Source organism: Mesorhizobium sp. M5C.F.Cr.IN.023.01.1.1 (genome assembly GCF_003997585.1).
Classification (GTDB): Bacteria; Pseudomonadota; Alphaproteobacteria; order Rhizobiales; family Rhizobiaceae; genus Mesorhizobium; species Mesorhizobium wenxiniae.
This window is the reverse complement of record NZ_RZSU01000144.1, coordinates 1-13,784: the sequence shown is the minus strand read 5'-3', so window position 1 is coordinate 13,784 and position 13,784 is coordinate 1. Positions and strand designations below refer to the sequence as shown.

Here is a 13,784-nt window from a genome sequence, read left to right as displayed (position 1 = left end):
GTATCAATCCGCACTCCTATCCGTTTTTCGATCTGCCCGCCACCGCCCTGTCCAGATTGCCGGAAGCAGCGCGGGTCCGCGAGTTGGCCGAAGTCGCGGCAAGCGTTTATGGCGCGCCATCGGCAGCGAATGTGGTGGCGACGCCGGGCACGCAGATCCTGTTGCCGCGCGTCGCCTCGCTGGCGAGCCCCGGCAAGGCGCTGGTGCTCGGGCCGACCTATGCTGAACATCAGCGGGCAGCGGCAATCGCCGGCCATGCTGTGACGGAGGTCGATGATTTCGAGGTCCTGGCAGGAGCCGATCTCGCCATCATCGTCAACCCCAACAATCCGGACGGGCGCATCATCGAACGCAAGAAGCTGCTCGATCTTGCCGGAAAATTGCGCGCCAAAGGCGGGTTGCTGGTCGTCGATGAGGCATTCATGGATGTCGGCCCGCGCGCGGAAAGCCTGGCCGGCGATGTCGAGCAAGGCGGCATTGTCGTGCTGCGTTCCTTCGGCAAGTTCTTTGGCCTTGCCGGCCTGCGACTCGGCTTTGCATTAGCCGACGCGCTGACCGTCGAAAGGCTTGAGGCGCAATTCGGGCCGTGGGCGGTGGCCGGTCCGGCGCTCGAATATGGGATCCGCGCGCTTGCCGACGCTGGCTGGCAGGCCGAGACGCGACGCCGTTTGGCCGAGGATGCCGCGCGGCTCGATACGCTGTTCGGCCGCTTCGGCGTCCCAGTTGCCGGCGGCACCACGCTGTTCCGCTATATCAGCCTACCGGATGCCGCCAACCTGTTTTCGGCGCTCGGCGGGCGCGGCATCCTGCTTCGCCATTTTTCCGGCCGGCCGCATGTCCTGCGCGCCGGGTTGCCGGGTCCGGACGAGGAATGGCAGCGGCTCCAATCGGCTCTTGCCGACTGGGCGCAACAGCGTGACGATAACACTGGGGAGGTCAAGCAATGATCCATGTCTGTTCGCTGTCGAAGGTCGAGGAAACGGTCGCGAGAACCGGCGCCGAGCGGCTGCTTTCCCTGCTGGCTGCCGGTACCGAGGTGACGCGGCCGGCGTCGATCCCCCGGGAAAACCATCTGCATCTGGTCATGCATGATATTGCGGTGGCGCAAGAGGGCATGACCATGCCGGGCGAAATACATGTCCGCAATCTGCTCGACTTCGCGCGCCGATGGGATCGTGCAAGGCCGCTGGTCGTGCATTGCTATGCCGGCATCAGCCGTTCGACGGCCTCGGCTTACATCATCGCGGCGGCATTGGCGCCGAAGCGCTGCGAGGTCGAACTGGCTGAGACGCTGCGCGCGCTGTCGCCGACGGCGACACCTAACCCTCGGCTGATCGCGGTCGCCGATGCGCTGCTCAATCGCAACGGCCGCATGATCGGCGCGATCCAGGCTATCGGGCGCGGCGCGGACGCCTTCGAAGGCACGCCTTTTGAGTTGAAGATCGACGCCTAATGCATGTCGCCCAAAAGTGCCTGGTTTCCACTGTTTGCTGCGCCGGCCTTCGGTTCGGAATCGTGGTCTGATTATGCCAACCAGTCGACAAGCTTCGCCTTGCGCACGTCCTTCAACAGGCTGATGAAACCGTCGGCCTGATGGTTGGCGGTCAGCCTGCCCTTTTCGGCCGTTGCAATGCTGGCATCGCCGACCACGCCGTTCGGGTTGAGATCGGTGGCGATCCAGGCGAAGGCGTGCGTTCCGGTGTGGCGCAGCAGCGAGAATTCCTTTTCGGCGCGGGCGACGTTGGACACGAAATTGTCGGCCTTTCCCATGTCGACAAGATCCGGCCGGAAATGCAGCATCAGCGAGGTCTCGACATCGCCGCCATGGATGCCTTGGCGATCCTCAAGCTCGGTGTACATGCCGGCCGGCCGGCCAAAGCGCTGCCAGCTCGTCTTCACCGCCAGCATCTTTGCATGCACGCGCAACTCACGGGTGATGATACCCATGATCTCCTCGTTGCCGCCATGCGAGTTGACGACGATCAGTTTCCTGACGCCGGCGCGCGCGATCGACAGGCCGAGCTCGGTCCACGCTTCGATCAAGGTCGCCGCCGGCACAGTGAGGGTTCCCGGCGCATGCAGGTGCTCGTTCGACTTGCCCACTGCCTGGACCGGCAGGATGCGGATGTCGAGATCGCCGGGCAGGCGCGCGATCACCGTATCGAGCATGCCGTTCATGATCGAGGTGTCGGTCGAAACCGGCAGATGCGGCCCGTGCTGTTCGATCGCCGCCAGCGGCAGAACGGCGATCGTCGCCTCCGGATCGATGGTGGCGTATTCGGTGGTCCGGTAATCGCCCCACCACACGCGTCTTTTTGTTCCGGCCATTTTTGCCCTCGAAGAGACTGAATGCGCGTCTGCGCTGCCCTCACCCTTACCCTCTCCCGTGAAGGACGGGGAGAGAGGGATCGCCAGCGTTGGGGCCAGCACCTTCTCCCCGTCAGTATACGCGGGAGAAGGTGCCGACAGGTGGATGAGGGGCAGCACCAGCCGTTGTTGTGTAACTTGAGATCACTGGCCTGTCGATTCTCAGCCCTCGGCCAGCGCTCCTTACCCTGCCGCGATGACCTCGATCTCGACCTTGAATTCCGGCCGCGCGAAACCGGACACGATCATCAGCGTCGAAGCCGGCGCCGGGCTGGTGAACAGCCGGTCGCGAACGTCCATATAGGGCCGCAGGAAGGCGCGGTCGGTGACATAGGTGTTGATGCGGACGATGTCGGAAAGTCCAAGCCCGGCCTCGCCAAGAATCGCCGCGATGTTGTGAAAACAGAGTTCGGCCTGTGCGCCGGCATCCTCCGGGATCTGATCGTCCGGAGTGATGGCGACCTGGCCCGAACACAGCACCAGCCTCTTGCCGGGAGGCACCTCGATGCCATGACTGTAGCGGGCGAAGGGCGGCTTGATCGACTTCGGCGCCAGGAATTTGAACATGAAAATCTCCAATCTGGTGTCAGCCTAAAGCCGGATTGGCGGCCCGTTCAAGATGCAGTGCATACTATCAGGGCGATTGTGGACAGGCGTTCAAAAAATAGGCACGATGCCTCCCGAACAGCATGACCGTCCGGCCTTCGTGCACCACCGTTGCGCAGGCGGGCGGCGTCGGTGATGGCATGTGTCTTGCTTCGTGAGTCGATGGTGTCGAGCCCGGTGCGTGGCGCGCCGGAGCCAACAGAGGGTGGTGTGGATGGACGGAGAACTTAAGATTTCGGTAGGCGCGATCGTGCTGCTTGCCGCAAGCACGCTAAGCGCGGCAGCGAACGAGAAGGTCACCTTCGGCACCAACTGGCTCGCCCAGGCCGAGCACGGTGGCTACTATCAGGCGGCCGCTGATGGCACCTATGCGGCTTGCGGGCTCGACGTGACGATCATGCAAGGTGGCCCGCAGGTCAGCGGTCGGCCGCTGTTGCTCGCCGGCAAGATCGACTTCTATATGGGCGGCAACATGCTGCAGGCCTTCGACGCCGTTCAGCAGGACATTCCGCTGCGCGTGGTCGCCGCCTCATTCCAGAAAGAGCCGCAGGTGATCATGAGCCATCCGGGTCAGGGCCTCGACAAATGGGAGGATTTGAAGGACGCGGACCAGTACATTATTGGCGACGAAGGTGCACAGAGCTACTTCCAATGGATGATCACGGAGTTCGGCTTCGATCCGGCCAAGCGCGTGCCCTATACGTTCAACCCCGCACCTTTCATCGCCAATCCGAAGTCGATCCAGCAGGGTTACGTGACCTCGGAGCCCTTCGCCGTCGCCAAGGAAGGCGGCTTCCAGCCCAATCTGTTCCTGCTCGCCGACTACGGCTTCGACACCTATGCGACGACGATCGAGACCATGCAGGCCACGATCGACAAGCGGCCGGAGGTGGTTCAGTGCTTCGTCGATGGCTCGGCCAAGGGTTGGTACAATTATCTCTACGGCGACAACGCTGCCGCCAACGCGGCGATCAAGAAGGATAACCCCGACATCAGCGACGAGCAGATCGCGTTTTCGATCGAGCAGATGAAGAAATTCGGCATCGTCGATTCCGGCGACACGGAAAAACTCGGCATCGGCGCGATGACCGACGCGCGCATCGAAAGCTTCTACGACAAGATGGTCAAGGCCAAGGTCGTGCCGGCCAGCGTCGACATCAAGAAGTCCTACACGCTGGCCTTCGTTAACAAGGGCGTCGGGATCGACCTGAAGAAATAGCACCCAGGCATGATGCAGGAGAAAGTGGCGCAAGCGCCGGCAAGCGCATCGGGCAAAGGTCCGATGCTGCTGGCGCTGCGGGGCGTCGGCAAGGTCTTTTCCAATGGCGTGACAGCGCTCAGCGATGTCGACCTGACGATCCGGGATGGCGACTTTCTCAGCCTTCTCGGCCCGTCCGGCTGCGGCAAGTCGACGGCCTTGCGCCTCATTGCGGGTCTTGCGACGCCGACCTCCGGCGTGCTCGACTGGCGCGGCAGCAGCTCTGTCGACCGCTCGAATATCGGCTTCGTCTTCCAGGAGCCGACGCTGCTGCCATGGGCCGATGTCTTCGACAATGTCTGGCTGCCGCTGCGGCTGAAGGGCGTTTCGCGGGCCAAGGCTGCGCCTGTCGTGATGGAGATGCTGGCGCGGGTCCACCTGACCGGTTTCGAGAATGCCGTGCCGCGCGAGCTGTCCGGCGGCATGAAGATGCGCGTCTCGATCGCCCGCGCCATGGTGACCAAGCCGCGCGTGCTTTTGATGGACGAGCCGTTCGCAGCGCTCGACGAGATCACCCGCTTCAAGCTCAACAACGATCTTCTGGAGCTATGGCAGGATGAGCGGTTTACCGTTGTCTTCGTGACCCACAGCGTCTTCGAAAGCGTTTTCCTGTCCAACCGCGTCGTGGTCATGGCCGCGCGGCCGGGCCGGGTGTTCAAAGAACTCGTCATCGATGCGCCCTATCCGCGCAATGAAGCCTTCCGTACTTCGCCCGATTATGCCGCGCTTTGCCGTCAGGCGTCCGATGTGCTGATCGGCGCCATCAACTCAACTGCCGGACCGCACCATGACGGCCATTGAAGAACACGTGCTGAGGCTCGATCCCGAGGAGGCGCGTCGCGTGCGCCAGGAGCGGCTCGAGCGCATCGGTCGATGGGTGCTGCCGCTGGCGATCATGATTCTGGCCATCTGGCTGTGGGACCGCATCTGCGTCTGGAGCGACATCCCGAAATACATCCTGCCGCGCCCCGGTGTGGTGCTGCAAACGCTGTTTGACGATGCCGGGCTGCTGTTTTCCTCGCTGCTGGTGACGCTCAGGATCACCTTCCTCAGCCTGCTTTTGGCCGTCGTCGGCGGTGTCGGGCTGGCGGTGCTGTTCGCGCAATCGAAGTGGGTGGAGATGTCGTTCTTCCCGTTTGCCATCGTCCTGCAGGTGACGCCGATCGTCGCGATCTTCCCATTGATCAACATCTACGTCGACAACCAGACGACGAAGCTTCTGCTTTGTGCCTGGATCGTCGCCTTCTTTCCGATCCTGTCCAACACGACGCTTGGCCTCAATTCCGTCGACCGCAATCTGCGCGACATGTTCAGGCTTAACGGCGCGACCCGCTGGCAGCAATTGCGTTATCTTCGCCTGCCGGCGGCGATGCCCTACTTTCTTGGCGGGTTGAAAATCGCCGGCGGCCTGTCGCTGATCGGCGCGGTAGTGGCGGAGTTCGTCGCCGGGGCCCAGGGGCAGTCTTCGGGCCTCGCCTCGCGCATCATCGAGGCCGGCTACCGGCTCAACGCACCGCGGCTGTTCGCGGCGCTGATCCTGATTTCGTTTACCGGCATTCTGATCTTCCTGGTGCTGTCGCTGATCTCGCATTTGATCCTGCGACGCTGGCACGAAAGCGCGCTGAAGCAGGAGCGATAGGGTGCCGGAACCCAGCAACATTTTCCCGGACGGTTCTTATGTCCTCTCAAAGGCCCGGCTCCACGCATCTCTGACGCCGGGCCTTGCTGCAGCCTTTGACGCCGATGGGTTTGCGCTCGCCGATATCGCCGTCGCAAGCGGCATGATTTCCAGCATTGCAGCACATCGCCAACCCAATTCGCCGGCGGGCGCCGTCGACCTCGGCGGACGCATCGTCATGCCGTGCTTCGTCGATTGCCACACGCATATCGACAAGGGCCATATCTGGCCTCGAAAACCCAATCCGGACGGCACGTTCATGGGCGCGTTGAACGCCACCGGCGCCGACCGCGCTGCCCACTGGAGCGCCGACGACGTTGCTCGCCGCATGGAGTTTTCGCTGCGCTCAGCCTATGCGTACGGCACCAAAGCCCTGCGCACCCATCTCGACAGTGTCGCGCCACAGGAAGAGATCTCCTGGCCGGTATTCGAGACGATACGGGAGAAATGGCGTGGCCGCATCGAGCTGCAGGCGGCCTGCCTGCTCGGCATCGAAGGCGTGCGCGACAGGAAATGGTTCGAGAGACTGGCCAAACGCGTCGCCGCGGCCAACGGCGTGCTCGGCGTCGTCACCTATATGCTGCCGGACCTGGAAGAGCTTCTCGACCAGGTGTTCGCGCAGGCGATCAAGCAGGGCCTCGACCTCGATTTCCATGCCGACGAGACTGACGATATCTCGGCGATCTCGCTGAAGAAGATCGCCGAGGCGGCCTTATGGAACGGTTTTGAGGGAAACATCCTCGTCGGCCACTGCTGCTCGCTGGCACGCCAGCCCGATCTCGATGTGCTCGACACGCTGGATAAGGTGGCGAAGGCGAGGCTTGCCGTGGTGTCGCTGCCGATGTGCAATCTCTATCTGCAGGACCGGCGCGGCGACAAGACCACGCCGCGCTGGCGCGGCGTGACGCTGCTGCACGAGATGAAAGCGCGCGGCATTCCTGTCGCCGTCGCCTCCGACAATACCCGAGATCCGTTCTACGCCTATGGCGATCTCGACATGCTGGAGGTCTACCGCATGGCGACGCGCATCCTGCATTTCGATCATCCGGTCGGCGATTGGCCACAGGCGGTGACTTCAACGCCGGCCCAGGTGATGCGGCTCGACGGTTTCGGCACCCTTGCCGCCGGCGGCGCCGCCGATTTCGTCGTCTTCAGGGGACGGAGCTGGACGGAATTGCTGTCGCGGCCCGAATCGGATCGCATCGTGGTGCGCGACGGCCGCGCCATCGAGCGCCAATTGCCCGATTATGCCGAACTCGACGATCTGATGGTGTGATGATGGACCTGGCTGCGCTCAAACGCGATCTCGATGGTCTGAAGATCGACGACCATCCGGCGATCGTCCAGCAAAAGAGCCGTGACTTCTACTGGTACAGCCCGGTGCTGAAGCAACAGCTCGACCATGTGACCGGCGATCTGATCGTGACGCCGAAGACGGAAGACGAGGTGATTCGAGTGCTTGCCGCCTGTCACCGGAATGGCGTGCCGGTGACGCCGCGCGGCAGCGGCACCGGCAATTACGGGCAGGCGATGCCTTTGTCCGGCGGCGTCGTGCTCAATCTTGCCGAAATGAATGCAGTCAAGACGATCGCGCCCGGCCGCGTCGTGACCGGACCCGGTGCCGTCCTCGCCGACATCGACAGGGCGACGCGCGCGCATTCCGGCCAGGAGCTGCGAATGTCGCCATCGACCTATAACACCGCGTCGATCGGCGGTTTCGTCGCCGGCGGATCGGGCGGCGTCGGCTCGATCCGCTGGGGTGGGCTGCGCGACCTCGGCAATGTCATCCGGCTCAGGACCGTGACGATGGAGGCGGAGCCTCGCATCATGGATCTTACCGGCGAGGAGGTGCTGAAGGTGATGCATGCCTACGGCACCAACGGCATCATCACCGAGGTCGAGATGCCGCTGACCGCATCTTACGACTGGATCGACGTCATCGTCGGCTTCGACGATTTCATGGATGCGGCCGGCTTCGGCAACGATCTCGCCATTCAGGACGGCATTCTAGCGAAGCTGATCACGCCGATCGCCGCGCCCATCCCTTACGATTATTTCAAGCGGCACCAGCGGTTTTTCAGGCGCGAGCAAAGCATCGTCGTCTGCATGATCGCGCCGCATGCCATGGACGCCTTTGTCGCTCTTACTGCGCGCAGCAAGGGCGAAATCGTCTTCCGCGCCGACAAGGAGGCCGATCTCAAGGGCTTGCCGCCGGCCTATGAGCTGACCTGGAACCACACGACGCTGCGCGCCATCAGGGTCGACCCAACGATTACCTATCTGCAGACCCGCTATCCCGCGCCGGATCACCTCGCTTACGTCAAGGCGATGATCGACCGCTTCGGCGACGAAGTGCCGACACATCTCGAATTCATCCGCTTCGACGGCGCGATCGGCGTGGCCGGACTGCCGCTGGTCCGCTTCACGACGGCCGAGCGGCTCGACCAGATCATCCGCATCCACGAAGACAATGGCTGCTGGGTGTTCAACCCGCACCGCTACACGCTGGAAGAGGGCGGCATGAAGCAGACGGACGAGGTGCAGCTCGCCTTCAAGCGCGAGACCGATCCGCAAGGGCTGCTCAATCCCGGCAAGATGATCGCCTGGGAAAACCCGGACTACGATTATCGCTCGGGCAAGTCGTTCCTGTTCAAGGGGTTGCAGAAGGCGGGGTGATGAACATCCTCGTTCTCTACGCCCATCCGGTCGAGACCAGCTTCAATGCCGGTTTGCACAAGGTGATCGTCGAGCGGCTGACGGCAGCCGGCCACGCCGTCGACGACTGCGATCTCTATGCCGAGAATTTCGATCCGCGGCTGACGCGGGCCGAGCGGCTCGGTTATCACGACGATCGCGGCGCCGGTGATCCGGCAGCGCCCTATGTCGAGCGCCTGCTGCGGGCCGAGGCGCTGGTGCTGTCGTTTCCGGTGTGGAACTTCGGCTATCCGGCGATCCTGAAAGGCTTTTTCGACCGCGTCTTCCTGCCCGGCGTCTCGTTCAGGCTAGTCAATGGCAAGGTGCAGCCGTCGCTGCACAACATTCGAAAGGTGGCGGCGGTCGCCACCTATGGCGGCAGCCGGTTTCGTGCCATGCTGATGGGCGATCCGCCGCGCAGGCTGGTCAAGCGTGCGTTGCGCGTCACCATAAAACCCGGTGCCTCCGTATCCTATCTCGCGCTTTATTCGATGAACCTGTCGACCGATGAAACGCGGAAGAGATTCATGGCGAAAGTCGCCGCCAGCATGGATGCATTCTGATGCGGGTTCTGGTGGTTTACTGCCATCCGGTCCCGGAAAGCTTTTGCGCCTCGATCCGGGATAGTGCCATCGAGGTGCTGAAGGCGAGGGGCTGGGAGGTGCGGCTGCTCGACCTCTATGCGGATAATTTCGATCCGGTCATGGGCTGCGGCGAGCGACGCTCCTACAATGAACACGCCCCACAGGATCCGGCGCTCAAGCCGCACATCGAAAATCTCAACTGGGCCCAGGCAATCCTCTTTATCTATCCGACATGGTGGTATGGGCTGCCGGCAATGCTGAAGGGCTGGCTCGACAGGGTCTGGGCGACCGACGTCGCGTTCCGGATGCCGGCGGGCAAAGGACGGATCCAGTCGCTGATGAGGCATGTGACGAAGATCGGGGTGATCACGACCTGCGGCGCACCGACCTGGTGGAGCGTCGTCGTCGGCCAGCCGGGACGCAAGACAATCCTGCGCGGCATGCGGGCACTCTGCGCCACCCGCTGCAGGACATTCTTTCTGGCGCACTACCTGATGGACGCATCGACACCGAAGACGAGGGCGGCGTTCCTGGGGAAAGTGCGAACGAAGCTGGAGCGGTTTTGAGCCGGCGGAATTACCTTCTCCCCTTGTGGGAGAAGGTGGATCGGCGCGCAGCGCCGAGACGGATGAGGGGTGCTGGACGGAATGAAGCGTTGAAATATCGAATGATTTTAGGTGCTTATCTTCAGTGTAGCGATCCGTCCAACACCCCTCATCCGACCGAGCTTCGCTCGCCCACCTTCTCCCACAAGGGGAGAAGGGAAGGGTGCGCTACATCCGCACCCGTTCCGATTTCGGATCATACATTGGCTTCAGCGATGCCTCGGCGGCGAAGCGCTCGCCGGCGATTTCGATCGCGTAGGACGACGACAGCACGTCCGCCTCGCTCTCGCCCTTGCAAGGCACGTAGCCGAGGCCGATGGCGCCGCCGAGATGATGGCCGTAATTGCCCGAGGTGATCGGGCCGACGATCTTGCCGTCGCGCAGGATCGCCTCATTGTGAAAGAGCAAGGGTTGCGTGTCTTTCAGGCGGAACTGCAGCAGCCGCCGGTCCAATCCGGTTTCTTTTTTTCTCAGCACGGCATCGCGGCCAAGGAAATCGCCCTTGGCAGTCTTCACTGCGAAGCCAAGGCCTGCCTCCAGCACATTGTCCTCATCGGTGATGTCGTGGCCGAAGTGCCGGAAGGACTTTTCGATGCGGCAGGAATCCAGCGTGTGCAGGCCGCAGAGTTTTAGGCTGACATCGGCGCCGGCCTCCTCGATCGCCTCGAACACGTGGGCGGCCTGGTCGGTCGAGACATAAAGCTCCCAGCCCAGTTCGCCGACATAGGTTACACGGTGGGCGCGGGCCAGCCCCATGCCGATTTCAATCTCCTGAAACGTCCCGAATGGGTTGGTTTCGTTGGAGAAATCGTTCGGGCTCAGCTTTTGAATCAGCTTCCTCGAATCCGGGCCCATGAGGCAGAGCACGGCTTCGGCAGCGGTCACATCGGTGATGACGACGAACTCATCGGCGAGGTGCTTGCGCAGCCACGCGAGATCGCGCTGCAGCGTCGCGCCAGGCACGACCAGGAAGTAGGCCGTTTCAGATAGCCGTGAGACGGTGAGATCGCTCTCGATACCGCCGCGCTGGTTGAGCATCTGGGTATAGACGATCTTGCCCGGCGCCACGTCCATGTCGTTGGCGCAGAGTTTCTGCAGGAGGGCGCAGGCATCGCGGCCCTCGACACGGATCTTGCCGAACGAGGTCATGTCGAACAGGCCGACGCCGTTTCGGACGGCCAGATGTTCCTCGCGCTGGTTGTCGAACCAGTTCTGCCGCTTCCATGAATAGCGGTATTCGCGCTCCTGGCCGGGCCTGGCAAACCAGTTGGCGCGCTCCCAGCCGGCAACCTCGCCGAACACCGCACCGCGCGCCTTCAGATGTTCGTGCAGCGGCGAGCGTCTCAGGTTCCGCGAGGTCGCCATCTGGCGGTACGGAAAATGGTCGGCATAGAGCAGGCCGAGCGTCTCGGAGACGCGCTCCTTCAGGTACCGGCGGTTCTTCTGGAACGGCTGGGCGCGGCGGATGTCGACCTCCCACAGATCGAAGGGTGCCTCGCCGTCATTGATCCATTGCGCCAGGGCCATACCGGCGCCGCCGGAGGAAACGATGCCTATCGAATTGTAGCCGGTCGCCATCCAGTAGCCGGAAAGCTCCGGCGCCTCGCCGAGATAGTAGCGATCATCAGGCGTAAAACTCTCGGGACCGTTGAAGAAAGTGTGGATGCCGGCGCTGGCCAGCATCGGCATCCGGTTGACGCCCATTTCAAGGATTGGCTCGAAATGCTCGAAATCCTCCGGCAACTGGTCGAAGCAGAAATCTTCGCGGATGCCGTCCATGCCCCATGGCTTGGCCACCGGCTCGAAGGCGCCGAGCATCATTTTGCCGGCGTCTTCCTTGTAGTAGGCGCATTCGTCCGGCACGCGCAGCACCGGCAGGCGGGTCAGGCCGGGGATCGGTTCGGTAACGAGGTAAAAGTGCTCGCAGGCATGCAGCGGGATGGTGACGCCGTTCTGGCGCCCGAGCTCGCGCGCCCACATGCCCGCGCAATTGACGACGACATCGGCTTCGATCATGCCTTGCTCGTCGCCTTGCGTCCAGGAGACGCCGGTAACGCGGCTATCCCTGGTATGGACCTTGGTTACCTTCACGTTCTCGACGATCGTCGCACCGCGCTGGCGCGCACCCTTGGCCAGCGCCATGGCGATATTGGCCGGGTCGCACTGGCCGTCGAGCGGCAGATGCACGGCGCCGACCACATCGGAAATGTTGAGATGCGGGTACATCTCCTTGACTTCATCAGGTGAAATCTCGCGCACGTCGACATCGAACGCGCGGGCGAGAGACGCCTGCCTATAAATCTCGTGCTTGCGCTCCTCGGTCAGCGCCACGGTGATCGAACCGACCTGCCGCATGCCGGTGCCGACATCGGTCTCGGCTTCGAGCTTGACGTAGAGGTCGGCCGAATATTTCGCCAGTCGCGTCATGTTCTGCGAGCCGCGCAACTGACCGATCAAGCCGGCGGCGTGCCATGTCGTTCCAGAAGTCAGCTGCTTACGTTCGAGCAGCACGATATCGGTCCAGCCGAGCTTGGCCAAATGGTAGGCGACCGAACAGCCTGAAATACCGCCGCCGATGATGACGGCACGGGCTTTGGTGGGAACACTCTTTGTCATGCGGCCTCACGGCGATAGTTGGAAGCGAAGCGGCGCAGGCGAAGGGCTGCTTCCAAAAGTATCGCCTCGGGCTGGCAGAGGCTGACGCGGATGTGGCCGGCGGCGGCCTCGCCGAAACTCGAGCCCGGCATGACGCCGACTTTTTCCTTGTTGAGGAAAGCCCAGGCGAATTTCTCGTCGTCCGGCTCGATGGCCGAGATGTCGAGCATGACATACATGCCGCCTTCGGAGCCGCGCACGGTGATGTTGTTCATGCCGTGCATGGCCTCGAGGACGACGCTGCGCCTTGCGGCATAGCGTTCGGCGATCTCCTTGACGCCGTAGCCGTTTTCCAGCGCCTCGGCGCAAGCGAGGCTGATGAAGGCCGGCAGGCCGTAGGTCGTCACCAGATTGAGGTTGGTCAGCAGCGAGATCATCACTTCGGGCCCGGTCAGCCAGCCCATGCGCCAGCCGGTCATGCCGTGGCTCTTCGACATGGAATTGATGACCAGCGTGCGTTCCGCCATGCCGGGCAGCGAGCGCGGCGAGATGTGCTCGCCGCCGCCCAGCGTCCAATAGACCTCGTCCGACAGCAGCCAGAGGTCATGTTCCCGGCAGATCTGCGCCAGGTCTTCCAGCCGCTGGCGCGAGTAGACAGCACCCGTCGGGTTGTTGGGCGTATTGATGAGGATGGCGCGCGTGTTCGGCCGGAGCGCGGCACGAATGTGGGCGGCTCGCGGCTGGAAACCATCCTCGGCGGGTGTCTCGACCACGGTGAAATCGGCGCCCGCTGCACTGAACGTGTTGGGGTAGGTTGCGTAATAGGGCGCCACCACGATGGCATGGTCGCCCTGGTCGAGAACGGCTTGTACCGCCGCGTAAAGCGCTGCCTGTCCGCCTGGCGTGGCGATGACCTGGTCGGGGTTGGTCGCAACGCCGGTGCACGCGGTCGATGCCGCCGCCATTGCCTTGCGCAGGCGCGGAATGCCGGGAAGCGGGGTGTAGTGGTGGTTGCTGGCGCGAACCGCGGTCACGCAAGCTTCGATCGTCTGCGCAGGCGTGTCGAAATCGTGGTCGCCAACCGACAGCATGATGATGTCCTCGCCGGCCTCCTTGCGTGTCCAGGCAGCGAAATGAACCTCCCAGCCATCCTTGCCGGAAGGCACGATGCCGGAAATGCGCGATGATGGTCTGGGCATTATGCTACTCCCGAAATTTCGTAGCCGGCCTGTTCGAGCCGGTCGCGCAGGGTGGCGATGTGGGGCGGTCCGACTTCGCAGCAGCCGCCGACGATGCCGGCGCCGGCCTCGACCCAGCCGACCGCCTGGCCTGCATAGGCGTCCGGATCAAGGTCGTGGCGGGCGTGCAGCACTTCCACGGGGGCGCCATGCTTGAGC

The 13,784-nt window shown here is 63.0% G+C and carries 14 protein-coding genes; 9 read left to right on the top strand and 5 right to left on the bottom strand.

Annotated features, from left to right (window positions below):
* The coding region (gene cobD, locus EOA78_RS32085) for a threonine-phosphate decarboxylase CobD (RefSeq protein WP_127319387.1) at positions 1–947 on the top strand (947 nt) is incomplete at its 5' end.
* Entirely contained in the window at positions 944–1,453 is a 510-nt protein-coding gene (locus tag EOA78_RS32080) for a tyrosine phosphatase family protein (RefSeq protein ID WP_127319385.1), read from the top strand. The genes cobD and EOA78_RS32080, both read left to right, overlap by 4 nt.
* A 71-nt stretch (positions 1,454–1,524) precedes the next feature.
* Here EOA78_RS32080 and EOA78_RS32075 read toward each other — a convergent pair whose 3' ends face one another.
* Both EOA78_RS32075 and EOA78_RS32070 read right to left on the bottom strand, forming a co-directional pair.
* Complete coding sequence (locus EOA78_RS32075; RefSeq protein ID WP_127319383.1) at positions 1,525–2,328, bottom strand: creatininase family protein; 804 nt, start codon at positions 2,326–2,328, stop codon at positions 1,525–1,527.
* A gap of 222 nt (positions 2,329–2,550) precedes the next feature.
* Positions 2,551–2,934: a RidA family protein gene (locus EOA78_RS32070; protein WP_127319381.1), complete on the bottom strand. Its 384-nt coding sequence runs from the start codon at positions 2,932–2,934 to the stop codon at positions 2,551–2,553.
* Between the two features lie 253 nt (positions 2,935–3,187).
* On the opposite strand from EOA78_RS32070, the gene EOA78_RS32065 reads away from it, so the two are divergent.
* Genes EOA78_RS32065 through EOA78_RS32035 form a run of 7 tightly spaced genes read left to right on the top strand, consistent with a single transcriptional unit; the run spans position 3,188 to position 9,753 of the window.
* Positions 3,188–4,192, top strand: a complete 1,005-nt coding sequence (locus EOA78_RS32065) for an ABC transporter substrate-binding protein (RefSeq protein ID WP_127319379.1) — start codon at positions 3,188–3,190, stop codon at positions 4,190–4,192.
* A 9-nt stretch (positions 4,193–4,201) separates the two neighbouring features.
* Positions 4,202–5,032, top strand: a complete 831-nt coding sequence (locus EOA78_RS32060) for an ABC transporter ATP-binding protein (protein ID WP_127319377.1) — start codon at positions 4,202–4,204, stop codon at positions 5,030–5,032.
* Entirely contained in the window at positions 5,019–5,870 is an 852-nt protein-coding gene (locus EOA78_RS32055; protein WP_127319375.1) for an ABC transporter permease, read from the top strand. Before EOA78_RS32060 ends, EOA78_RS32055 begins: the two co-directional genes overlap by 14 nt.
* A gap of 19 nt (positions 5,871–5,889) precedes the next feature.
* The gene (locus tag EOA78_RS32050; protein ID WP_127319391.1) at positions 5,890–7,185 is read left to right on the top strand and encodes a cytosine deaminase; all 1,296 of its coding nucleotides are present in this window, start codon (positions 5,890–5,892) and stop codon (positions 7,183–7,185) included.
* Positions 7,186–7,187: 2 nt separating this feature from the next.
* Complete coding sequence (locus EOA78_RS32045; RefSeq protein WP_127319389.1) at positions 7,188–8,585, top strand: FAD-binding oxidoreductase; 1,398 nt, start codon at positions 7,188–7,190, stop codon at positions 8,583–8,585.
* Complete coding sequence (locus EOA78_RS32040) at positions 8,585–9,166, top strand: NAD(P)H-dependent oxidoreductase (protein WP_164784026.1); 582 nt, start codon at positions 8,585–8,587, stop codon at positions 9,164–9,166. The genes EOA78_RS32045 and EOA78_RS32040 overlap by 1 nt, the downstream gene beginning before the upstream one ends.
* Positions 9,166–9,753, top strand: coding sequence for an NAD(P)H-dependent oxidoreductase (locus EOA78_RS32035; protein ID WP_127319371.1), 588 nt, complete (start codon positions 9,166–9,168; stop codon positions 9,751–9,753). Before EOA78_RS32040 ends, EOA78_RS32035 begins: the two co-directional genes overlap by 1 nt.
* A 207-nt stretch (positions 9,754–9,960) precedes the next feature.
* Here the strand turns inward: EOA78_RS32035 and EOA78_RS32030 are convergent, their stop codons facing one another.
* From EOA78_RS32030 to EOA78_RS32020, 3 genes are all read right to left on the bottom strand, one after another.
* Positions 9,961–12,408, bottom strand: a complete 2,448-nt coding sequence (locus EOA78_RS32030) for an FAD-dependent oxidoreductase (protein ID WP_127319369.1) — start codon at positions 12,406–12,408, stop codon at positions 9,961–9,963.
* Entirely contained in the window at positions 12,405–13,586 is a 1,182-nt protein-coding gene (locus EOA78_RS32025) for a pyridoxal phosphate-dependent aminotransferase (RefSeq protein ID WP_127319367.1), read from the bottom strand. Before EOA78_RS32025 ends, EOA78_RS32030 begins: the two co-directional genes overlap by 4 nt.
* On the bottom strand, positions 13,586–13,784 hold a 199-nt coding region (locus EOA78_RS32020; RefSeq protein ID WP_164784025.1), incomplete at its 5' end, for a homocysteine S-methyltransferase family protein. The genes EOA78_RS32025 and EOA78_RS32020, both read right to left, overlap by 1 nt.